General features: G+C 69.0%; 19 protein-coding genes and 1 pseudogene. 8 read left to right on the top strand and 12 right to left on the bottom strand.

Going from position 1 to position 22,599, the window contains the following annotated elements:
• The 7 genes and pseudogenes from BCD48_RS14640 to BCD48_RS14610 form a co-directional block, all read right to left on the bottom strand.
• Positions 1-329: pseudogene (locus BCD48_RS14640) on the bottom strand (thiolase C-terminal domain-containing protein); the annotation flags it as partial.
• Positions 326-1,498, bottom strand: coding sequence for an amidohydrolase family protein (locus BCD48_RS14635; RefSeq protein WP_071048915.1), 1,173 nt, complete (start codon positions 1,496-1,498; stop codon positions 326-328). The pseudogene BCD48_RS14640 and the gene BCD48_RS14635, both read right to left, overlap by 4 nt.
• Positions 1,499-1,597: 99 nt before the next feature.
• Positions 1,598-2,095: a nuclear transport factor 2 family protein gene (locus tag BCD48_RS14630; RefSeq protein ID WP_071048914.1), complete on the bottom strand. Its 498-nt coding sequence runs from the start codon at positions 2,093-2,095 to the stop codon at positions 1,598-1,600.
• A gap of 94 nt (positions 2,096-2,189) precedes the next feature.
• Complete coding sequence (locus BCD48_RS14625; protein ID WP_083418643.1) at positions 2,190-3,689, bottom strand: aldehyde dehydrogenase family protein; 1,500 nt, start codon at positions 3,687-3,689, stop codon at positions 2,190-2,192.
• A 42-nt stretch (positions 3,690-3,731) separates the two neighbouring features.
• Entirely contained in the window at positions 3,732-5,030 is a 1,299-nt protein-coding gene (locus tag BCD48_RS14620; protein ID WP_071048913.1) for an ABC transporter permease, read from the bottom strand.
• A gap of 75 nt (positions 5,031-5,105) precedes the next feature.
• Positions 5,106-6,620: a sugar ABC transporter ATP-binding protein gene (locus BCD48_RS14615; RefSeq protein WP_071048912.1), complete on the bottom strand. Its 1,515-nt coding sequence runs from the start codon at positions 6,618-6,620 to the stop codon at positions 5,106-5,108.
• Positions 6,621-6,738: 118 nt separating this feature from the next.
• Positions 6,739-7,887 carry a sugar ABC transporter substrate-binding protein gene (locus BCD48_RS14610; protein ID WP_071048911.1) on the bottom strand — a complete coding sequence of 383 codons (1,149 nt, stop codon included), beginning with the start codon at positions 7,885-7,887 and terminating at the stop codon, positions 6,739-6,741.
• A 287-nt stretch (positions 7,888-8,174) separates the two neighbouring features.
• Between BCD48_RS14610 and BCD48_RS14605 the strand changes: the two genes are divergently transcribed.
• The 4 genes from BCD48_RS14605 (at position 8,175) to BCD48_RS14590 (ending at position 12,622) form a co-directional block, all read left to right on the top strand.
• A complete protein-coding gene (locus BCD48_RS14605) occupies positions 8,175-9,062 on the top strand; it encodes a TIGR03619 family F420-dependent LLM class oxidoreductase (protein WP_071048910.1) in 888 nt (295 codons plus the stop codon).
• Between the two features lie 156 nt (positions 9,063-9,218).
• Positions 9,219-10,349, top strand: coding sequence for an alcohol dehydrogenase catalytic domain-containing protein (locus BCD48_RS14600; protein ID WP_071048909.1), 1,131 nt, complete (start codon positions 9,219-9,221; stop codon positions 10,347-10,349).
• 242 nt (positions 10,350-10,591) lie between these two features.
• A complete protein-coding gene (locus BCD48_RS14595) occupies positions 10,592-11,692 on the top strand; it encodes a phosphotransferase family protein (protein ID WP_241841731.1) in 1,101 nt (366 codons plus the stop codon).
• 102 nt (positions 11,693-11,794) lie between these two features.
• Positions 11,795-12,622: a FadR/GntR family transcriptional regulator gene (locus BCD48_RS14590; RefSeq protein WP_071048908.1), complete on the top strand. Its 828-nt coding sequence runs from the start codon at positions 11,795-11,797 to the stop codon at positions 12,620-12,622.
• A 235-nt stretch (positions 12,623-12,857) separates the two neighbouring features.
• Here the strand turns inward: BCD48_RS14590 and BCD48_RS14585 are convergent, their stop codons facing one another.
• The 4 genes from BCD48_RS14585 to BCD48_RS14570 form a co-directional block, all read right to left on the bottom strand.
• Positions 12,858-14,000 carry a thiolase family protein gene (locus tag BCD48_RS14585; protein WP_071048907.1) on the bottom strand — a complete coding sequence of 381 codons (1,143 nt, stop codon included), beginning with the start codon at positions 13,998-14,000 and terminating at the stop codon, positions 12,858-12,860.
• A gap of 60 nt (positions 14,001-14,060) precedes the next feature.
• Positions 14,061-14,477 carry a Zn-ribbon domain-containing OB-fold protein gene (locus tag BCD48_RS14580; RefSeq protein WP_071048906.1) on the bottom strand — a complete coding sequence of 139 codons (417 nt, stop codon included), beginning with the start codon at positions 14,475-14,477 and terminating at the stop codon, positions 14,061-14,063.
• A gap of 37 nt (positions 14,478-14,514) precedes the next feature.
• Positions 14,515-15,741, bottom strand: a complete 1,227-nt coding sequence (locus tag BCD48_RS14575) for a CaiB/BaiF CoA transferase family protein (RefSeq protein ID WP_071048905.1) — start codon at positions 15,739-15,741, stop codon at positions 14,515-14,517.
• Between the two features lie 63 nt (positions 15,742-15,804).
• On the bottom strand, positions 15,805-17,109 hold the full coding sequence (locus BCD48_RS14570) for a CaiB/BaiF CoA transferase family protein (protein WP_071048904.1): 1,305 nt from the start codon (positions 17,107-17,109) through the stop codon (positions 15,805-15,807).
• A gap of 488 nt (positions 17,110-17,597) precedes the next feature.
• On the opposite strand from BCD48_RS14570, the gene BCD48_RS14565 reads away from it, so the two are divergent.
• Together BCD48_RS14565 and BCD48_RS14560 are read left to right on the top strand one after the other, a co-directional pair.
• The gene (locus BCD48_RS14565) at positions 17,598-18,491 is read left to right on the top strand and encodes an SDR family NAD(P)-dependent oxidoreductase (protein ID WP_083418640.1); all 894 of its coding nucleotides are present in this window, start codon (positions 17,598-17,600) and stop codon (positions 18,489-18,491) included.
• An 82-nt stretch (positions 18,492-18,573) separates the two neighbouring features.
• Entirely contained in the window at positions 18,574-19,362 is a 789-nt protein-coding gene (locus BCD48_RS14560; RefSeq protein WP_116271521.1) for an SDR family NAD(P)-dependent oxidoreductase, read from the top strand.
• A 101-nt stretch (positions 19,363-19,463) separates the two neighbouring features.
• Here BCD48_RS14560 and BCD48_RS14555 read toward each other — a convergent pair whose 3' ends face one another.
• On the bottom strand, positions 19,464-20,063 hold the full coding sequence (locus BCD48_RS14555) for a TetR/AcrR family transcriptional regulator (protein ID WP_274536530.1): 600 nt from the start codon (positions 20,061-20,063) through the stop codon (positions 19,464-19,466).
• A gap of 862 nt (positions 20,064-20,925) precedes the next feature.
• Here BCD48_RS14555 and BCD48_RS14550 point away from each other — a divergent pair.
• Both BCD48_RS14550 and BCD48_RS14545 read left to right on the top strand, forming a co-directional pair.
• Positions 20,926-22,278 (top strand): FAD-dependent oxidoreductase, encoded by a 1,353-nt coding sequence (locus BCD48_RS14550; protein WP_071048902.1) that lies wholly within the window; start codon positions 20,926-20,928, stop codon positions 22,276-22,278.
• Positions 22,279-22,375: 97 nt separating this feature from the next.
• On the top strand, positions 22,376-22,599 hold a 224-nt coding region (locus BCD48_RS14545), incomplete at its 3' end, for an aldehyde dehydrogenase family protein (protein ID WP_116271520.1).

Genomic DNA, 22,599 nt, shown 5'->3' with positions numbered 1-22,599 from the left:
GTCGTCGCCTGGCCCGAGAGGATGGCGCCCACCGCCTGCCCGACCATGGCGCACGGCGCCACTCCCCCCGGCCCCACCTGGGCCCAGTAGGTGAGTTCGCGTATCCCGAGCGAGTCGGCCAGGTCGTTGTGCAGGACGCTGTCCATGTCGCAACGGACGATGCCGTCGATGTCCCCCGGCGTCAGACCGGCATCCTCGATGGCGGCCAGCGCGGCCTGGGTCGCGAGGGTCAGGTCGCTGCGACCGGCGTCACGCGAGTAGTCGGTGGCGCCGATCCCGACGATCGCGCAACGGTCTCGGTGCTGGAACTCCTCGTTCGTCGCCGTCATCGGACGCGGTAGAGGCGCGCGGCGTTGTCGTGCAGGATCTTGCGCAGTGTCGCCTCGGGCAGGTCTCCGAAGGAATGGTCCAGGAACTCGTTCGGAGCGACCGCCGTGCTGGCCGGCCCCGGAGACATGCTTGTCGGATGCGGGAAGTCGGTCTCGTAGAGGATGTTGTCCGGGCCGAGCCGCTCGATGGCGTAGCGCGCGTTCTCGGCCTCGAACCAGAAGCAGCCGTAGATCTGCCGGCGGAAGTACTCGCTGGGCAGCAGCTCGTATTCCGGATGCTCCTTGGCCACTCCGCAGTTCTTCCACTGCCAGTCCAGCGCGTCGAGCGCATAGGGAATCCAGCCGACCCCGCTCTCCACCGACACGAAGTTGAGATCCGGGAACCGATGACAGATCCCGCCGCAGACGAGCTGGGCGATCGTCCGCGCGTTGCTCATGAAGAACGAGACGCCGTGGCTGGCGTAGTTGGCGTGCGGGCCGTTGTCCGGGTGCCCGCCCGCCATGGGTGAGAGGTCGCCCGACGCGATGTGGAAGTTGATCGGGAGGCCCATCTCCTCAGCCGCGGCCCACATGGGGTCCCAGTGCCGGTCCGTGAGGACCGGGAGACCGAAGTAGCCGGGGTCCTGGCTGAAGATGACGCCCCGGTGCCCCATGGCCCGACAGCGCTCCATCTCAGCGATCGTCGCCGAGAGGTCCCAGAACGGCAACGAGGCCATGGCCAGGTATCGGTCAGGGGCAACGCTCCCCCATTCGACCTGGAAGTCGTTGTACGCGCGCACGCACTCGAGCTGAAGCCCGGCGTCACGCATTCCGAGGATCTTGCTGGCGTCGAACAGCGCCACGTTCGGGTAGAGCACCTGAGCATGGATCCCGTAGGAGTCCATCCGTTCGAGGCGTAGCCGTGCGTCCCAGGTCACCGGGTCGATGTCTGCCCACCGCCGCGGGTGGTCCGGCGGGTATTCGCCCCACCCGGCCATGGCCGGGTTGCCCACCGCGGCGAGTCGCTGGTCGCCGATGAACCAGGCCTCGTCGCCGGCCCGGTCGTCCCAGCGCACGTGCGGCACGTGCTGGGCCGATGCACTCGACACCCGGGAGGTCCACAGGTCGGGCGGTTCCACGACGTGCGTGTCGGCATCGATGATCGCGATATCGCGGATGACAGAAGGCATCGGAGCACCTCTCGGGTCGGCTCGGCTGGCCGGTCCCTCCCACGGGACGAGCCGGCCAGCCTTGATCCAGAACGGAGTTAACAAGTCATGAGGAATTGGTCAACGTGCCGGCGGAGCTGACGGGAGGGTCGCGGGACCGCGGCCCCCGACCTGCGCCAGGTAGCCGGTGGAGTCGGTCCTGCGGTCTCCCCACCCGATCTCGAACACGAGTCTGCTGATCCGCCAGCCGTCGGAGTCACGCCGGAGCTGTAAGTGATACCGGGCGACGAGGATGTGCATCGTGCCCGGATTGCTGCCGAACTCCTGGTGTGAGGTGTGATAGACGAGCGCGTCGGCGACGTCGCCGGCGACGTCGACGTGGTAGACGCTCAGGAAGTGGTGCTGGAATACACAGTCCTGCGTGAACTCGTCGATCCACTTCACGACGTTGTCACCGCCGATGATCGGGTCGGCGTTGCCGTACTGCGCCCACAGGTCGTCGGCGAACACGGCCCGTATCCCGTCGTTGTCCCGGCGGTCGATGCACGACGCGTACCGGTAGATCGTGTCGGTGATCTCGGTGCGGTCGATGAGTGCCTGGATCGCGTTGTCAGCCATCAGCGTCTCTCCGTTCCATCCTGTCCGTCGCGTCCTGTCCCGTCGCCTCTCCAGTGCCGGCCACCCGCCTGGCGCGTGCCGACGCAGCGAACGGTCAGCCGTCTACCTTCATCCACACGCTCTTGACCTGGGTGAAATCGTCGAGGGACGCGGCGCCAAGGGTCCGGCCGTGGCCGGACTGCTTCACCCCGCCGTAGGGCACGGTCGGGTGGACCATCTGGTAGGTGTTCACCCAGACCGTTCCCACCCGTAGCGCCCGGCTGGCGCGGTGCGCGAGGCCGAGGTCGTTGGTCCACACGCCGGCCGCCAGGCCGTACTCCGTGTCGTTCGCGATGGCGTAGGCCTCCTCCTCCGAGCCGAACGGCAGGACGCACATCACCGGCCCGAAGATCTCCTCCTGGGCGATCCGCATGTCGTTACGCACCCCTGTGAACACCGTCGGCTCGTGGAAGAAACCCACCTCGCCGTGCCGCTGCCCGCCGAGAGCCAGCTCGGCGCCCTCGTCGCGGCCGACGGCGACGTACCGCTGGACCCGTTCCAGCTGCTCCGCGGAAACCAGCGGTCCCACCTCGGTGGCCGGGTCGAAACCCGGTCCCAGCCGCAGACCTCGTGAACCGTCGAGGATCCGCTTGACGACCTCGTCGTGCACGCTCTCGTGCACCAGCACCCGGGAACCGGCGGTGCAGACCTGCCCCGACGCCCCCCACACCCCGACCATCGCCGTCGCGGCGGCGGCATCGAGATCGGCATCGGGGAAGATGATGAACGGGCTCTTGCCGCCAAGCTCGAGGCTCACCCGCTTCACCCGCTTCGCCGCGGCCGCTTGGATGGCGCTTCCCGTGGCCACTGAGCCGGTGAAGGAGATCGAGTCGACACCGCGTGCCTCGACCAGCGCGGCGCCGACGACCTCGCCGACCCCTTGGACGACGTTGAAGACACCGGGCGGAATGCCCGCCTCGAGCGCAAGCTCCGCCATCATGACGGCCGCCATCGGGGTCTGTTCCGCCGGCTTCAACACCACGGAGTTTCCCGCGCTGATGACGGCGGCGACCATCGCGAGGACAGCCGTCGGCCCGTTCCATGGCGTGATCAGTCCCATCACGCCGATCGGCTCGCGGTGCTGGTAGACGGCGAAGTCGGACGGGACCGGCGGAATCGCGCCCTGCAGCTTGGACGGCCAGCCGGCGTAGTAGTCGATGCCGTCAACCGCGAACTGCACGATGAAGCCGGTGTACATCCGCAGCAGGCCGGCGTCGAGCACGTCGATCTCCGCGAACTCGGATCCGCGTTCAGCCACGAGGGCCCCGAGCCGACGCAGCCGGCGTTCCTTCTCCAGCGGCGCCAGGTTGCGCCACCGGCCGTCGTCGAAAGCGGCCCGCGCGGAGGCGACCGCCCGGTCCACATCGGCCGCCGACCCGGCCGCCGCGACGGCGATCTGGCTGCCGGTGGCGGGATCGATCACGGGCATGGTCGCCCCGTCCAGCGACGGCACCACCTCGCCGTCCACGACGTGCCCGAACAGCGGACGGCGAAGGTGTCGAGCCGTCGTCTCCGAGATCGGGTAGGTGGCAGGGTCCGCCAGTGTGCTGCTCATCCGAATCACCCCAGTTCGATGGATGGATTGTCAGGATGCCGGCTACTTGGCGGCATCTACGGCCACGCCGGCGGTCTCCGTCGACTCTCCGGGCGTCGCCGGGTCCGATGCCGGCCGTTTCTCCGATTCCTCCGCGGTAACCGACAGCCCCGCGGCAACCGACTTCGCGGTCGTAACCGACTTCCCCGCGGAGTTCGGCTCAGCCGCGGACGCGGCGTCCTGCCCGCCGTCGTTCGCGGCGGGCGCGGCGGCCTGCTCGGCCTCCGCCGCGGCGGCTGCCGCCTGGGTGCGGCGGCTGCGCTTGGTCTGGGCTATCTGGCGGCTCGCGAGACCGACCGCGACGAGCAGCGCCATGCCCTGGAAGAGCGGCTGGATCCAGAACGTTCCCGGCCCGAAGGAAAGCTGCAGTCCCTTGACGCCGAAGGCGAGCGCGAAATATGCGACGAGGGTGCCCCAGACGTTGGGGCGTCCAGAGAACTGCGAGGCGCCGAAGAAGACCGCCGCGAGTGCGGGGAACAGCAGCCCCGGGCCGGCCTGCTCGCTGTAGGCGCCAACCCGCATCGCGTAGATGATGCCGGCGATCGCCGCTATTCCACCCGACGCCGCCAGTGATCCATAGGTGAGCCTGGTGGTCGACAGACCGGCAAGGCGGGCTGCTTCTGGGTTGCTCCCGACCGCGAACAGGTAGCGCCCTACCGGCGTGTGCTCGAGCACGAACCAGATGACGGCCGCCAGCACGAGCAGGTACAGCACGACGATCGGCACGCCCCAGACAATCTTCTCGCCAAGATTTGTGAACCCCGCGGAGAAGGCGCCGGTGATCTGCCGGTTGTTCGAGACCTTCAGCGTGACAGCGCTGAGTACCTGGCTGACGCCGAGAGTGGCGATCAGTGAGTTGACGCGGAACTTCACGATGATGACACCGCTGACGAGGCCGATCAGGCAGCAGAGGACCACCGTGCCCACCGCGACGAGGCCGATCGGAATGTCGGTGTTCGCGCCGAACCAGTTCATCATGACGAGCGACGTGCCCATCATCGCCCCGACCGACAGGTCGTACGTTCCGGCGGCGAGCGGGATGAGGAACGCCAGGGCTACGACGGCGGTGACCACCCCCTCGCTGAAGGTGATGCGGAAGGTGCTGGCTGACAGGAAGAGATCGGGTTCCAGCGCCCCGAAGACGACGATGAAGAAAGCCAGCAGAAACAGCGCGCTGTAGCGCCCCAGCACGACGCTGATCGGTTGGCGGAGCCGCGGTGCCGGCTGCGCGCCGGCTCGCCCGGCGATGTCTTCGCTGTGTCCGCCGTCAGCTGTGGGGCGGACGCTGGCCTGGGTTGACATGGGCCTACCTCGGAGGCTGAAGGGCGGGGATCTGAACGGGCATGTGGTGCCGGGCGGCGACGAGGTCCGGACGCGTCATGCGGCGGTCGCCGCCACCTGCGCGTGGTCGATGGCTTCCGGACTGAGGTCGGAGCCGCGGCGGATCTCCCGAGCCACCCGCCCGTGACTCATGACGAGCACGCGGTCACAGAGGCGGGCGAGTTCGTCGCTGTCCGTCGAGACCAGGAGGACCGCCAGACCAGACTCGGTGCTGCGCTCGATGATCTGGTGCACGGCTTCTCGTGCCTTGACATCGATTCCCGCGGTCGGGTCGTCCAGGACGAGCGCCTTCGGCTCCAGCCGTAGTGCTCGGGCGACGAGCACCTTCTGCTGGTTCCCACCCGACAGACTGGTGATCGGGGCGTCGACACCGCGCGTCACGATGCCGAGCTCCTCGATCCACCGCTGTACCTCACGACGCTCGGATCGAGCGTCGATACGGCCGCGGCGCACATGGCGGCGCAGGGATCCCATGGTCACGTTGTGGCGGACCGTCATCGACGCGAACGTGCCGTACCGTGCCCGCTCGCCCGGCACGAACGCCAGGCCCGCGGCCAACGCGGCCGCCGGGTCCGCCGGCGCGACGGCGGTTCCGTCGACGATCAGGTCCCCGGTACGGGGCAGCCGACCGCTCACCATCGCCCCGAGCGCCTCACGCCCGGACCCCGTGAGGCCGGCGATCCCGACGATCTCACCCCGCCGGACCGTGACCGACACGGACCGGACCGTTCCTCCGGCGACCTCGTCGAGGTGGAGAACGCCCGCCTCCGTCGAGGCCACCGCCTCCTCACGCCCGGTCGACACCATCAGGTCGTGGCCGACGATCAGCCTCGTCAGGCCGTCGTGGTCGACGCCCGCCCCGGCGGTGGAGGCAACCCTGCGCCCGTCTCGCAGCACCGTGATCTGGTCGGCGACGTCGAGGACCTCGTCAAGATGATGGGAGACGAGCAGGATGCCGTTGCCGGCCTCCCGCAGCCGCCTGATCGTGGCCAGGAGGCGCTCCACCTCGTCCGAAGGCAGGGACGCGGTGGGCTCGTCGAGCACCAGCACCGCTCTGCCCAGGGCGGGGTCGGGCAGCGCCCGGGCGATCGCGACTCCGGTGCGGTCCGCCAGGCCCAGCTCTCCGACCGGCCGACGCACGTCGGTCTCCAGGCCCACCCGCGCCAACATCCGCGCGGCCAGCAGCCGGGCCTCCCGCCAGCGAATACGTCCCGGGAAGGCCCTTGGATAGGGCCTCGTCAGCATCAGGTTCTCGACGATGCTGAGCTCCAGCACCAGACCGAGATCCTGGTGGACGAAGCGAATCCCCGAGTCGTGCGCCGCCGATGCTGACCCGAGCTGCAACGGCCGGCCGGCCACCGACGCCGAGGCTCCCGGATCCGGCTGGTGGTAGCCCGCCAGAACCTTGATCAAGGTTGACTTGCCCGAGCCGTTCTGCCCGACGAGGGCGTGCACCTCCGCCTCGCCGAGGACGAGGTCCACCCGGTCCAGGACCACCTGGCCGGAAAACGTCTTGGACAGGTTGCGGATCTCTAGGGCTGGCTCATTCATCCGTTCTCCTACGAGACGGCCACGACGGCGCCGGAAACCGGTCTGTCGGGGAATCCATGGGATCCGCCGGCGGCGCGGGGGCGCGTCGACCTCGCGCCGCCGGCGGAAGGGACTCCGGTCAGACGCCCCACAGCTTCTTGAAGGTGTCCTTGTAACCTGCCGGCCCAGGCCAGCCGTGGTCCAGACCCACGAGATCCTTCGCCAGCTCCGGTGCGTCCACGATGTAGAACGGCGGTACGGCGGCCGCCCGCTCGTTCTCGAGTGACCATTCGTTGACCGAGAGCCGGGCCATCTGGTCCACCATGGTCCACATGGCGAATTCCTCCGGAAGGGCGCTCCACGCCGCCGCGGTGCCGCTCGCCACGTCGGCGAACTGCGGCTGGTTCCCCTGCGTGCCGACCAGCTTGACCTGCTTGGCCATACCGGCGGCCTTCAGCGCGGCGGGCACCCCGCCGGCCAGGCCGTTGTAGGTGAAGTAGACGTAGTTGATGTCGGGGTGCGCCTGCAGGTAGGAGGTGACGTTCTGCGGGACGGCGCCGCCGGCGAGGTCGTTGACCGTGACTTCCAGCTTGTCGAGCTTGCAGCCTGGGCAGTTCTTACCCAGCTCCGCCTGGACCGAGTCCACCTGCGCGGTCAGAATCGGGTAGGAGGGGATCGTCACCGCCAGGACCTTCGCCGACCCGCCCGCGTCCACCGCCATCCAGTCCGCCATCGCCTTGCCGTAGACGTTGGCGGCGGTCGAGTCGAAGCAGTCCGAGTAGAGGTTGTTCTGCGGGCCTGCCGGCACGTCCGTGTTGTAGCAGTGGAAGAGCGGAATACCCTTGGCCTTCGCCTCGTCCATCTGCGGCTTGTAGAGGGCGATCGGGATTCCGGTGATGCTGATGTAGTCAACCTTGGCGTCGATCGCCTGCTGGATGGCCGCGCCGTAGTCGCCGGCGCTCGCGCTGAACGTCACCAGCTTCCAGCCCAGCGCGCCGGTGGCGTCCTTCATGAACCCGGCGAGAGTCGCGCAGTTCGGGTCCGCGCACTGGATGAAGGCGACCTTCTTCTCGGGCGGCGCCGAGCCCAGCGGCTTGTCCTGCACGATGCTGGTCGGCACGGACGAGTACTTGTCCACGACGGCCCGCGCCGCCGCAAGGTCGGCGGACGCCGCGCCCGATGGGCTGGCGCCACCTTTGTCGGACGAGTCCGAGCTTCCACACGCCGCCAGCACGGCGACGAGTAATCCGGCGACCAACGCGGTCGCGCGGCGAGCGGAAGTGCGCATGCTGTAACCCCCAGTGTTGTGCTACTTACGAAGCGCCGTTTGAAGCTTGATCGCCAAGGCGAATCGTCGCTCGCCGTCATCGTTCGGTTGCCCCGCAGCCGCGGCAAGGGGTGCCCGTCCAGCGGCGGGGACGGCGCGTCGGGCCCCAGCGGCTCCGGCAGTGACTCAGGTCACGCACACCTTAAACATCATGAGGAATCATGGCAAGGGGTTCGGGCAAGGCTCTTGCGGCGATTCCTCATGACGTTTAAGGTGACGGCTGTGAGCTTCGACACGGTAGCAATCCGGTGAGCATCGGCCTGACGGTGTACGGGCTCCACCCCCGGGACCTGCTGGACCTGGCCGTGGCCGCCGACGAGCTCGGCTTCGACGCGATCTGGCTGGGCGAGCACATCGTGCTGCCCTGGGGGTACTCGAGCGAGCACCCGACCAACGACGAGGCCGCCCCTCAGCACATCGCCGGACCGATCATCGATCCGGCCACGGAGCTGGCGGACCCGCTGCCCGCCCTGGCCGCGGCCGCGGCGGTCACGACGAGCCTGAAGCTGGCGACAGGCATCTACCTCCTTCCACTGCGGCATCCACTCGTCACCGCCCGCGCGGTGCACACGGTGCACGAGATCTCCGGGGGCAGGCTGATGTTGGGGGTCGGGTCGGGCTGGCTGCGGGAGGAGTTCGACGCGCTCGGGGTCCCGTTCCAGGGCCGCGGGGCAGCCATGGAGGAGGCATTGGGAGTCCTCCGGGCGGCCTACGCGGGCGGGCCGTTCGAGAACCCCGGCCCCCGCTTCCCCTTCGGCCAGGTCCAGGTCAGCCCCGGGCCGGTGGACGTCCCGCTGGTGCTCGGCGGCAACTCCGAGAAGGCGCTGCGGCGGGCCGTCCGGCTCGGGGACGCGTGGTTCAGCTCAGGCACCCCCTCCTTCGAGGACGCGGCACGCCTGCGCGACCGCATCGCGCAGCTGTGCGCCGAGCAGGGCCGCGACCCGCTGCGCTGCTACTTCCGCGCCGAGAAATGGGACGCCGAGACGATCGGCCGCTACCACGCCGAGGGAATAGACAATCTCGTCATCTGGGCCGACCAGGTGTGGCCATCGGGAGACCTCGCGGAGAAACGGCGGACCCTGGCCCAGGCCGCCGAACAGCTCGGACTGGAACCTCCGACCAGAACGTCGAACTAGGACGCGGCCGTCATCCGGAAACCGGCCGGAGCGCGGGTCGCGACATCCGCGGTGTGATCGTCTTCGACTGACCCGCGCGGACGGGCGGTCCGCGACACGTCGATGAGGGGACCCACAAGGGACCCACGAGAAGAGTGACGAGAGGACGGCGTCCGGATGCGGACACGCGCGGCCGTGCTGTGGCCCGGCCAGTCGACATGGAGCACCGAGGAAATCACCCTCGATCCGCCCGCGTCCGGCGAGGTCCTGGTCCGGCTGGTGGCCACCGGCCTGTGCCACAGCGATCAACACCTGCTCGCGGGCGGATACCCCGGCATGCGGCTGCCCATGGTGGGCGGGCACGAGGGAGCGGGCGTCGTCGAGGCCGTCGGGCCGGGAGTGCACCGGGTCCAGCCCGGCGACCACGTCGTGCTCAGCGTCCCCGTCCCGCCCTGCGGCGCGTGCGCGGCCTGCCTCGACGCACTCCCCCACCTCTGCGAACGCGGCGCGCTGACCGGCACCGGATTCCAGATCTCGGATGGCACCGCCAGGCATCATGCCCGCGGCGAGGACCTGGGCATCTTCGTCTTCCTGGGCACCTTCGCCGAACACACGGTCGTCCACGAGACGAGCTGCGTCGTGGTGGACCGCGCGATCCCCCTCGAGATCGCGTGCACCATGGCCTGCGCGGGGACCACCGGATGGGGAGCGGTCCTGAACACGGCCGAGGTCCGGCCCGGCGACCTGGTCGTGGTCGTCGGCGTCGGCGGGATCGGCGCCAACGCCATCCAGGCCGCCCACTTCGCCGGCGCCCGCGCGACAGTGGCCGTCGATCCCGTCCCGTTCAAGCGCGCCGTCGCGACGAAGCTAGGCGCGGCGGCGGCGGTGCCGAGTCTCGCCGACGCGCTGCCCGTCGTGCGGGACATGACGGCCGGTCGGATGGCGAACCACGTCGTCATGGCGGCCGCCGCCGGTGACGGGCGTCAGCTGGAGCCCGCGCTGGCCCTGGTCGGCAAGCGCGGGCGGGTCGTCGTGGTAAACGTCCACCCCGCCGACGAGACCGTGGCCACCGTCAGTCTGCGGAACCTGCAGAGCCTGGAGAAGCAGGTCGTCGGCTGCTTCGCCGGCTCCTGGGACGGGCGGCGGGGAATCGGCTTTCTCGCCGATCTCTACCAGCGGGGCCGCTACGACCTCGACCTCGTCGTCACCCGTCACTACGACGGTCTCGACGCGTTGCCGCAGGGATATCAAGACCAGGCCGACGGCGCCGTGGTCCGGGGAGTGATCCGACTCTCCGACGGTTCCTGACCGGATGCTCCCGGCGGTAGTTGGCGCCACCAGACAGCAGGTCGCAGTCCTGGCTCGACGGAAGTACAGGTGGACCGGCTGCTCCCCTATGACATCGTCCGAGGATGCGCCCGGCATCGGCCGCACCCCCGACCTGGGGATATTCATCATGATAATAAGCTCTGACCTGGTCGGGCGTGGCGGCGCGACGCAGGGGTTTATGTCATGATGAATATTCCGAGGCGCGACAGGAGGGGGCAAGCGTGACCGTGCAGCACAGCGCGCCGGAGAACCCGCCGGAGCTGGCGCCGGTCCGGCCGGGCGAGGAGCTGCCGTGGGACCGGCTGGCCGACTACCTGGTGCCCAGGTTGGCCGCGCAAGGGCTCGACGTGCCCACGGAGCTGTCCGTGCGGCAGTTCCCGAACGGCTCGGCGAACCTCACCTATCTGCTGTCGTTCGGCGACGTCCGGCTGGTGCTGCGCCGGCCGCCCTTCGGTGAGATCGCGCCGGGCGCACATGACATGCGGCGCGAGTACCGGGTGCTGTCCAGGCTGTGGCGGCGGTACGACCGGGCGCCCCGCGCCTTCCTGTTCTGCGACGACCACGACGTCGTGGGCAGCGACTTCGTGGTCTCCGAGTACCGGTCGGGGGTGGTGATCTGGGGGGCGCTGCCCGACTCGATGCGCCCGCTGCCCGACGCGGCCCGCCGGGTCGGTCTCGCCACCGTCGACGCCCTCGCCGACCTGCACCTTGTCGACCCGGCGAGCTGCGGCCTGGGCGACCTGGGCCGGCCCGAGGGCTATCTCACCCGCCAGGTCACCGGATGGCGCCACCGCTGGGAACTCGTGGCCGCCCCCGAATCCGACGCGGCGATGACCGAGACCGGCGAGCGGCTCGAACGCACGCTCCCACCCTCGCCGGCACCGGCGATCCTGCACAACGATTTCAAGATTGACAACTGCCAGTTCGCGCCGGGGGAACCAGACCGGGTGACGTCCGTGTTCGACTGGGACATGGCGACCCTCGGCGACCCGCTGGCCGACCTCGCCGCCCTGCTGGGGTACTGGCCCGATCCGTCCGACACCCCGGACAACCACGCGCTACATGTGCCCGGCCTTGAGACCCTCGGCCTGCCGACACGCGCCGAGGTCATCGAACGATATGCGGCCCGGACCGGTGCGGACGTGTCGCGGATCTCCTGGTACCAGGCCTTCGCCTGCTGGCGGACCGCCGTCGTGTGCCAGCAGCTCTACCACCGCTATCTCCAGGGCGACAGCACCGACGAACGCATGGTCAGCCGCGGCGAGAGCGTTCCGGGGCTCGCCGCCCGCGCTCTTCGCATGGCCCGAGAAGAGCTGGGATGAGCGGCGAGTCTGCTGGTGCCGCCGAACTGCCCCAACGCCGCGGCGACTTCTCCGAACCGCCACGGCATGATCGATCGCCGGGAAAGGCGGTAGGCTCACATCATGCCTGATCGTCGTAACGCGACGGCGTCGCGTAGTCGGGCGGCGGGTCGCGATCTGCCGCTGTCGCGAGGATGCATCGCGATTGGCTCGGGCAATGCGGTGATGCGCTCCCTCAAGACCTCCGAGAAGGTCGCCCGCGACATCGTGCACGACATCATTTCGAATGGTCTCCAGCCCGGAGACGGCCTGCCATCCGAAGCCGCGATGCTACGGCAGTACGAGGTGAGTCGCGAATCCCTCCGGGAGGGCCTGCGTCTGCTCGAGGTGCAGGGGCTGATCACCATTCGGCGTGGACCTGGCGGCGGCCCGGTGGTCGGCACCGTCGATCCAGCCAATCTCGGGCGGGTGTCGACGCTGTATTTCCACATGGCGGGCGCGACCTATGACGAGCTCTTCGACGCGTGGTCGCTGGCCGAATGCACGCTAGCCGAACTTGCCGCCCGCAACCCCGACCGCGAGGCCCGGGCCGTGGCCATGGCGCCGTATCTCGAACCGACCGCCGAGCACGTGGCGTCCGAAGACCTGGAGGAGTTCGTACAGGAACAGGGCGGTTTCCACGGCGTCGTCGCCTCGCTGGTGTCCAACCGCGTGCTCGAACTGATCCTGCAGACCATGGGTCTGATCGTCAGCCACCACGTCGCCTCGACCGACGACCCGCGGGTGCTGCACGACCTCCTCGCCGAGGGGCACCGCCGGCTCGCCAAGGAGATCGCGGCTGGGCACCCCAGGGCCGCGCGCATGCTGATGGAGGAGCACATCGGCGAGATCAGCGCCTACAACCGCGAGCGGCTGGGCTCGAAGATCGACGATCTCATCGAATGGCACTGACGCTCCGACGCCGGGCTCAAAAGCTCGTCGGTGTCCGCTCGGGTCGTACGCACAGGAGCAGGGACCGCGGCATCGCGGCGTGACTCGAGTGGTCGGCCGGGTGGCGATGCCGGGAGGTGACCGCAGGGCCTCACCGAGCCGACCCACCGAGCAGGAAGCACCACCGAACAGGGAGGATAGGCGGCACAACCAGCCGGATTCACCCGACGATCGTGCCGCCTCCTGGCGCTTCAGGTCAGGTCGTGATCACGGTGCAGGCGCTGACGCCCGGTGCGCCGTATACGTGGCTGAACGCGACCTTCGGTTCGCCGGGTACCTGCCGGGCGCCGGCGGCCCCGCGCAGCTGAGACACGTTCTCGTGGATCTGACGGAGACCCGACGCCCCGATCGGCTCTCCGTTCGCGATGCACCCGCCATCGGTGTTGACCGGCAGGCTGCCGCCGATGCTGGTCGCGCCGGTGCGCAGGAGCTCCTCCTGTTCGCCGTGCTTACACAGGCCGCATTCGGCGAGATGGGAGATCTCCGTTCCGCAGTCGGTGTCCTGGACCTGAGCAAGATCGACCTCGGCCGGGCCGATCCCAGCTGCCTCGAAAGCGGCGCGCGAAGCCTGCTCGGAGGGGCTCTCCGCCCGTTCTACCGCGAGCCACGGGCTGAAAACCTCGAACGAGCCGAACAGCCGCGAGCGTAGTTCCGCTGAGCGGAGGTAGACCGGTTTGTCGGTGTACTTACGGGCCCGGTCTGCTCGACAGAGCACCAGCGCCACCCCGCCCTCTCCCGGCGAGCAGAACATGTACTGGGTCAGCGGATGGCTCAGCATCACCGAGGCGTTGACCTCTTCCTCGCCGAGCGGGAGGCGACGCCAGGCATTGGGATTCAGCGACCCGTTGTAGTAGGCCTTGACCGCGACCTTGGCCAACGCGGAGCGGCTTATCCCGTGGTCATGCAGGTAACGCTGTGCCTTCAGCGCGAAGAACTGGGTGGTGAGCATGAGACCGGTCTCGCCGTACCAGCTCCCGATCCCGAGAGTGGCCGGATCGGTGTCAAAGGCCCCCCGCGGGTGCTTGTCGAACCCGACGACTATTCCGAGGTCGTGGGCACCGGACCGGATGAGGGTGTCGGCCATGATGAGCGAGCTGCCACCGGTTGCGCACCCGTTGTAGACGTTGACGAACGGAAGGGCGGTCAGCCCGAGGTCGGACACGAGCGAGTCGGCGTCGCCGGCCGAGTGGCTGCCGCCCACGGCGAACTGAATATCCGCCCAGGACACACCGGCGTCTTTCAGCGCCTCCCGGACGGCATAGGCTCCCTGTTGCCGCCCGCTCACCCCTTCGTGACGGCCGAACGGATGTATGCCGATTCCCACGATGGCGACGTCCACGACGTGACCCCTTCCTCTGAAGAACGGCCTCGATGCCCCATGGCGACCGCGGGTTCCGCTTTAGCGGGCTGGCGCGAACGCGAAGGTGAGAACCTCGGTTCCGTCCGGGTCGCGCCGCAGCGGCCGGAGAACCAGCTCCATCTCGTCCCCGATGTGAAGGCGCTCAGGGTCGTTCTCGGTGAGCACCGCCTCCACGAGGACCGCGCCGGGCAGCTCGACATATCCGACGCCATACGGGACGAACTCGGCCGGGCCCGCGTAGGGCGGCTTGGGCCGGAAGCCCTGAACGGTGAACGACCAGAGGGTGCCACGGCGGGGCAGAATGCTGTCGGCCATGTCCACCCGGGTGCACTTTGGGCAGGACTCCTGCCGGGGGAACGTTGTCGTCCCGCAGGATCGGCAGCTGCTGCCGACGAGCCGTGGGCCGTCGTCGGCCTGGATGAAAAGTCCGTCGTCGATCAGTCGGCTCTTCGTCACGCCTCGTTTCCTCCTCCCGTGAGTCCGGGTCCACGCCTCATCCGGGTATCCCGCGATGTTGTGCCTCGCCCAGGTCGGCGAGGATCTCCGCCGTGTCCTCACCCAGTCTCGGAGCACGCCTGGGGGACGGAACATCGAACGAGGAGAACCGGAAGGGGCTGGTGGGGACGAGCGCGGTGACCCCCTCGTCACCGGAGACGGGTGCGAAGAAGTTCCGGGCCGCGAGGTGGGGGTCGTCGAACAGGTCCTCCGGCGCCTGCACCGGCCCGATGGGCAGGCCGCGCCGCTGCCCCTCGTGGTAGGCCGCGGCGGAGTCCATGAGGAGAAAGAACACCTCGATGAGGTCCTGCACGTGATGGAAGTTCTGCTGCCGGTGGGTCAGGTTCGAGTACTCGGCATCGGTCAGGTCCACGGCCAGGCCCAAGCTGTCCATCCATTCGACCAGAGCCTCCCACGGCTTCTGTTCGGCCAGGATGAGCGCGAAATAGATCCATCGGTCGTCCGCACAGCGGAACAGCGCCGGCTGAGTCATTTCCGGCTGTGCATGCCGACTGGTCTGCCGCTGCACCAGGACCTTGGGATAGAACCAGTACGGGTTCGCCAGCTCGCCGCTGACGGCGAGCGAACAGTGCATCGATACGTCCACCAGCTGACCGACGCCGGTCTGCTGTCGCTCGATCAACGCCAGCAACAGGCCACAGTGGGCAAAGCTCGCCGCCGTCTGATAGCCCTGGTTGCCGCCGGGCCTGATCGGCGGGATCGAGTGATCGTCGTAGCCGCAGCTCATCAGCGGGCCGCCGGCGGCGAGCCCGACCAGGTCGGATGTGCGGTAGTCGGCCCATGGCCCCTCCAGGCCGAACGGGGTGACCGACAGGACGATCAGGCGCGGGTGGGTCTCGAGCAGTTGCTGGTAGTCCAGCCCGGCCTCGGCGAGCTCGCTCGGCCGCAGGGTGGCCAGCAGGACGTCCGCCTTGGCGATCAGGGCCCGCAGGGCCGCTCGACCGGAGTCGGAACCGTCGAGGATGACGCTGCGTTTGCCGGCGTTGTAGGTCCAGAACGTCAGACTGGTGTCGACCCCGACGACATCCTTGGCGAACGGCCCGGTTCGCCTGGACCGCGATCCTTCCGGTGTTTCCACCTTGATGACATCGGCGCCGAGCTCGGCGAGCTGCTTTCCGGCCTGTTCGCCGGCGAGGTCATCGGCCAGTTCGACAACGACGAGCCCCGTGTACGGCGTGGCATCCCGGCCGTCGGTTTCGTTCATTTCTGGCCCTTCAGCTGGCCGAAATAAATGATCACATATATTTCTTCAGGACCGTCGCCCCGGCTAGATCGCGCCTACGGCGGCGAGCTCGCGCACCTCGTCGTCCGAGAGGCCGAGGATCTCGGTGAAGACGTAGGAGTTGTCCTCGCCGAGCAGCGGGGCCGAGCGCCAGTTGTCCTGCTCGATGCGCGAGAACCTGATCGGATTTCCTTCGAAGCGGGCCGGCCCTATCACGGGATGGTCGAGTTCGAAGAACAGGTCATAGTGCGCGACCTGCGGGTCGACCTCGTTCAGATCACGCGCATCCTGGACCGCCCCGGCACAGACGCCACCGCGCTGCAGCAGATGCATCACCTCGTGCGGCTCGCGACTTCTCGTCCACTCCGACAGGTGGGCGTCAAGCACATCCTGGTTGTCGAACCGGTTCTGCTGGCTCCCGAAACGGGGATCCGACGTCCAGGCCGGACCGCCCATGATGTCGACGAGCCGTTCCCAGTCGGTGTCGTCGAAGACCGCGATGGCGACCCACCGGTCCTCCCCGGCACACGGGTACACGCCATGCGGCGCGGCCCGCGGGTACTCCAGCCGGTTACCCGGCGGGAAGCCAGGGCGCCGGGTCGGCCGTGAGTTGACGGCGACGTCGAGCAGGTCGGGACCGAGCAGGCTGATGCCGGCCTCGACGGCGGAGACATCGATCTGGGCGCCCTTTCCGGTCGCGTTCCGCTGCATGATGGCCATGAGCAGCGCGGCGCTGTTGTAGTAGGCCGCCTGGTTGTCCATGTAGGAGAAGCCCCAGCCGGACGGTTCCCGGTCGGGAAGCCCACTGATGAACGTCAGGCCGCTGACCGCCTGAACAATCGGGCCGTAGCTGCGGTAGGAGCTGTACGGGCCGGTCTGGCCGAACCCGCTCATATGCGCGTAGATGGCCTCCGGGGAAAGCTCCTGGACCCGCTCGTAGGTCAGCCCCCATCGCTCCATGACCCCGGGAGCGAAGTTCTCGGTCACGACGCTGCTCTTCCCGATCAGCTTCTCGACCAGTTCGCGGCCCTGTGGCGACCGCATGTTGATGGTGACGCCGAGCTTGTTGCGGCAGTAGTTGTTGAACAGGCCGCCCTTGTTCGGGTCCGGGTTCGGGTCCTCGGCTCCGTAGGACCGGGGATCGTCCTTGTAGATGGGAAGGCGTCGCGGCGTGTCCAAGCGGGCACGGTTCTCGATCTTGATGACCTCGGCGCCGAAGTCGGCCAGCATTCGCGTGGCCACCGAACCGACGCCCATCCAGCAGAAGTCTGCTACCCGGATGCCGGAGAGCGGCCCGCGCCGTCCCCTCGGCCGCCGGTTGCCATCGTCGACCATCGGATCGGCACGCATCCCATCACCCTCAGACGGCATCCACGAGCGCGGCGGAACGTAGTCCAGGCCGCTTCCTATCCGCGGGGATCCGGTGGCCCCGCGCTCGGTGCGGTCACCCGAGAGGACCGCACCGCTCCCTTCATCCGTGGAGACCGGCCCAACCTCCACCTCGTCCTCCTCGTGGTCGACTGCGCAGATCGGGCGGCTGGCGACAGCGACAGCTCACCCCGGTGCCCGCGGAAACGGCTGAGCGGCCGACACTGGCCGGATGGGCGGGCGATGCGCCCGCGCCGTGTGACACGTTGCACTCTATTTCTCATGATGAAACACTGCAAGTCCCCGGGTGGCCATGCGACCGGCTGGCACCGGGAGCCCGGAGCGGCGGCGCCCCTGGCCACGGAGTACGGCCGCTGCCGCTGGCCCGGCAGGGGGAGTGCATCGATGACGGATCTTCGACCTCGAGCTATCGCCGTGCCGCCCGGTGCGCCGGCAGAGAGGACCAGGCCATGAGCGATGTCAACGGGGCCCTGCTCGCGGAGCCCCGACGAGCGGCCGGGCAGGCGGATCACCGACTCGACGGTCTCTGGACCGTAGTGACCGGTGGAAGCAAGGGGATCGGCCTCGGCATCGCGGAGGGCTTCGTCGCCGCCGGGGCGAACGTGATGATCGTTGCCCGTAACGCTGACGATCTCAATCGAGCTGGCGACGCGCTACGCCGGCGGGCGGGCGCCGACCAGGTCGTGCTGGCCGCCCGTGCGGACACCAGCGACACCGACTCGATCGAGCAGTTGTTCGGTACGATCCGGGCCGCCTTCCCCCGCCTCGACGTCTACGTCGCCAACGCGGGCAGCGGGGTCATGCGGCCATTCCTGGAGATCCCGATCGAGGAATGGAACCAGACCGTCGCGCTGAACCTCACCGGAACCTTCCTCGGCTGCCAGCGCGCGGCGCAGGCCATGCTGGCAGCCGGTGGACCGGCGGACAACGGGCCGGTGGACAACGGACCGGCGGACAACGGGCCGGTGGACGGCGGGCCGGTGGACGGCGGCGCGAACCGGGCCATCCTCGTCGTCTCGTCGATCCGCTCGCTCGGCGTCCGTCCCGGGCGTCTCGCCTATTCGGCCACCAAGGCGGCTCTCAACCAGCTCGTCCGGGTCGCCGCCTACGAGCTGGCCGGGCACCAGATCCGGGTCAACGCCCTTCTCCCTGGCATCACGGCGACCCCGTTGGCACTGGAGGGAAACCCGGAGGTCTTCGCCGAGGCGTCAGCGTCGGTACCGCTCGGCCGGGCGGGCACCGCGCGGGACATGGCAGCCGCGGCGGTGTACCTGTGCAGCCCGGCCGCCCGTTTCGTCACCGGCGTCAACCTCGTCGTCGACGGCGGCGAGTCCTTGTGGTGAGTGCCCCAGGGCTCCGCGACGAACCGGCGTGACCATGTTTTCCCAGGTCGGCCGTCCTAGGTCTGGAGAAGGAGACGACAAGGTGTTACGGGATCAGGCGGCGGGCGGCGACCGGTCGCTCGCGGGCAGGTTGGCCCTGGTGACGGGTGGTAGCCGCGGGCTTGGCCGGGAGATGGTGCTGGCCTTCGCGGAGGCAGGCGCCGACGTGGCGATCGTCAGCCGGAAGGCAGAAGCATGCGAGGCGCTTGCCGACGAGGTGCGAAAGACCACCGACGTCCGCGCCTTCTCGTACCCGGCGCACGTGGGCGACTGGGACGGCCTCGGCCGGCTGGTGGACACCGTCTACGACGAGCTCGGCCGACTCGACATCCTGGTGAACAACGCCGGCATGGCACCGCTCTACCCCAGCCTCGACCAGGTGAGCGAGGAGCTCTTCGACAAGGTCATCGGGGTCAACCTGAAGGGGCCGTTCCGGCTCACCGCGCTCGTCGGCGCCCGGATGGCCGCCTCCGGTGGCGGCTCGATCATCAATATCAGCAGTGTCGCGTCGGTCCGGCCCACGCCGACCGACCTCCCGTACGCCGCGGCCAAGGCGGGTCTCAACGTCCTGACCGCTGGCTTCGCCCAGGCGTTCGGGCCGTCGGTCCGGGTGAACACCATCATGGCCGGGCCGTTCCTCACCGACATCAGCAATGCCTGGGACATGCCCGCGTTCGAGCAGATGGCTGCCCGGTTCCCGCTGGGCCGGGGCGGTCGGCCAAGCGAGATCGTCGGTGCGGCTCTCTATTTCGCCGGACCCGCGTCGAGTTTCACCACCGGCGCGGTGCTCCCCGTGGACGGCGGCCAGGCGGTCGTGCCCTACGCCGGGTGAGGGGCACATCGGCTCACGGCCGGCAAGACCGGTACGCGGTCGACAACAGGGCGCACCGGCTGTCGTCCGCCTGCCACCGGGAGAGCATCCGGGGGCTGAGGCTAACGTGATGCGACGTTGCCGGGATGGGGCGGCCGTGACGCGGACAGTTGCCCGCCTGGCCTCGGCGTCAGGCCGTTCATGATCTGGGCTACCAACAGGGAGCAGACCTGGTCTGGTGAGAGCCGGCCTGGGGGCTGGTACCACGTGTACAGCCAGTTGATCGAGCCAAGCGCGCTGAGCGCTGAGATCTCGGTGTCGTCGCTGGCCAGCGCACCAGCCCGGACGCCCTCGTCGAGTGCGTCCGCCAGTTGACGTACCAGCGCCTCCCGCCGGCGCTCATGGTACCGGCGGAAGTTCGGCGTCAGTTCGTCGAAGTGGCGCATGACGATGGGCAGCGACCCGTGCCGGATCATGGTCTGTGTGTAACGGCGGAGAGCTTCGCGGACCCGGTCAGCGGGATCACCGGGCACGGCGAGGCCACCGCTGAGAGCATCCTCCGCATTGGTCGTCGCCTCGTCGCAGATCGCGTCGAGGAGTTCTGCCTTGCTGGCGAAGTAGTGGTACACGGTGGACTTCGTCAGGCCGACCCGGCTGCCGACCTCCTCGAGGGTGGCGCGGGAGTAACCGCGCCGACCGAAGATCTCTATGGCTGCCCGGATGAGGTCGTCGCGGCGGTTCGTCCCGTCGGTGCGGGGGGTTGGCGCGGCGGAGCCCTCCGCAAGTCGGCTGAGTGACCACGCTGCCTGAGCCTGGGTCAGCTCACCCCGCTCGACCGCCGCCTCAATCGCGCGCCTGACGGCCTCGAACGAGCTGCCGTTCCTGGCGTTCAGGTCTCCTCCTGACGAACTGTGCCCTGTCGTCCGTTGTTGGTATCGGGACCGGCGTGTGGTGACAGAGCGCTGCCGACCCTATCAGGAGTGCAGGTTCGCGCCGCTTCGGGCGTCGCAAGACCGGTGAGCGGCTGTTTCTCCAGCCGCCGGAACCATCCTGGAAAAGGACTGCGCCAGCCGTGGCATCCGGCGCGCCGCCGCATGCCGTCGGCCTGGCTGTCCCATCCGAAAGCCCCGACCGAAATCCTCGCGCCGGGCCGACCATCGGACGGTCGGAGGAACCATAGGCCACGTTGACAGACCCGTCAAGAGCGTGGGTAGGCCCGCCAGGAGATGCGTCGAGGACGCCCGCCAAAATTCCCCCTTCCCGTTGGCGCGGGCCCTTAGTAAACTCACGGCCGATCACCCGACCGACCGACGGTCGGGAGCCGGACCACCAAGGGAAGAGTGTCTTTGGTTGAGCCGGACAGGCAAAGGTCGTTCTCGCCGGAAAAATTGGCTGGCCTGGACCGGCCGGTTTCAAGGACAAGTTCAAGAAGCTGTGGGGTGTCCTCTGACACCGGCGGCCGCAGGTTGTGGCCGTGACACGGTTCCGTGACCCGGGCCGCGCCTACCTCACATCCGGCTTGGTCGTGAAGTACCAGGCCCGAATCGGTGAGCACGAACCGCGACGACATTGAGGGAGTCCCAGATGGGTGCTGCCCGACAGGGCCCGCCGGTTGACCTGTTGGTGATAGGTGGCGGCATGGCCGGCCTTACGGCTGCCGCGTGGGTGGCGCGGCACGGCGGCCGGGCTGTCGTCGTCGAGCGGGCGGGCACGCTCGGTGGCTCCGCCGCGCTGGCCGGTTTTGTCTGGACGGCGCCCACACTCGATGTTCTGCGCGCCGTCAATCCGCGGGGCGACTCCACCCTGGCCGCGGCCCTGGTGGAGGGCTTCCCCGCTGGTACCGAGTGGATACGGTCCCTGGGAGTCGAGTGCCGTCCGACGGTGACAGTGCTGCGTTTCGGGCGCGGGCACCAGGTAGATACCAACCACTACATCGGTGCGTGCGCGGAACTACTGCACGCGCACGGTGCCGAGGTGCTGACCGGGACCCAGACCCGATCGTTGCTGCTGGCCGACGGCGCCGTGCGCGGCGCGGAGTGCGTGCTTGCCGACGGGTCGACCCGCCGGATCGAGGCACGGTGGACGCTGCTGGCGACGGGAGGGTTTCAGGCGGACCCGGACCTGCGGGCCGAGCACATCCATCCGCGGGCGCGGGCGATCGAGCTGCGGTCCAACCCGTACAGCATGGGGGCCGGGCTTCGGCTCGGCCGGTCCGCCGGAGGCACCTTCGGCAAGGACGGAGCGGGCTTCTACGGCCATCTGATCCCGGCCGGGGTCGCCCTGGACAATCCGGCGCACTTCACCGACGTCACGCTCTACTACAGCGAGCGTTGTCTGTTGTTCAACCTTGGCGGCGAGCGTTTCGTCGACGAGACGGTGGGCGACCATCTGACGACGCTTGCCCTGCTGGAGCAGCCGGAGGCACGGGGGCTGCTGGTCGCCGACGCGGCGGCCTACCGAAGCTGGATGAAAGGGCAGTACGTCGAGGGCATCCCGGCCGTGAACACGTTCGAGATCTGCCGTCGGCGGGGCGCGCGGGCCGCGGTGGCCAACGATGTCGACGAGTTCGAGCTGATTCCGGAGGAGTGGGGCTACCCCGGGGCGAAGATCCGCGATGCGATCAACGCGTTGAACCTGGCCGCGCGCGGCGGGGACGCCTTGTCGCCGCCCCGGGAGTTCGACCGGCGTCCCCTGGACGAGCCTCCGTTCTACGTGATCGAGGCCGCCCCGGCCATCACCTTCACGTTCGGGGGGCTGCTCATCGATCGCCACGCGCGGGTGCGTGCCCGGGACGGGGATGTGGTGCCGGGCCTGCTGGCCGCTGGGGCGGACGCGGGCGGGCTTTACCACGGCGCCTACGCCGGCGGGCTGGCCCCTGCCCTTGTCTTCGGCCTCGCCGCCGCGCGGACCGCGCTCGCCGCTGAAGCGACACGGTGACAGGAAGACCACAGCGGCGGGAGAAGGCAGCGAGAAGAAACGCGGTCACAAGAGTAACGCGGTGAGGCCGCGATACCTGCAAGGAAAGGAGCCAGGCATGGCTGTTCGTGAGTATTCATCCTTCTACATCGACGGCGCCTGGAGCGCCCCTCGCTCCGATGCCGCGTTCGATGTGATCTCGCCGCGGTCGGAGGAGCGCATCGGGTCCGTCCCGGCCGCGACGACCGCCGACATGGACGCGGCGGTGGCGGCCGCGCGGCGGGCCTTCGATGAGACCGACTGGTCCCGCCGGCCGGCTGCCGAGCGCGGCGAGTTGTGCGC

It is taken from the genome of Pseudofrankia coriaricola (assembly GCF_001854805.1).
Taxonomy (GTDB): Bacteria; Actinomycetota; Actinomycetes; order Frankiales; family Frankiaceae; genus Pseudofrankia.
This window is presented reverse-complemented; position numbering and strand designations above follow the sequence as displayed.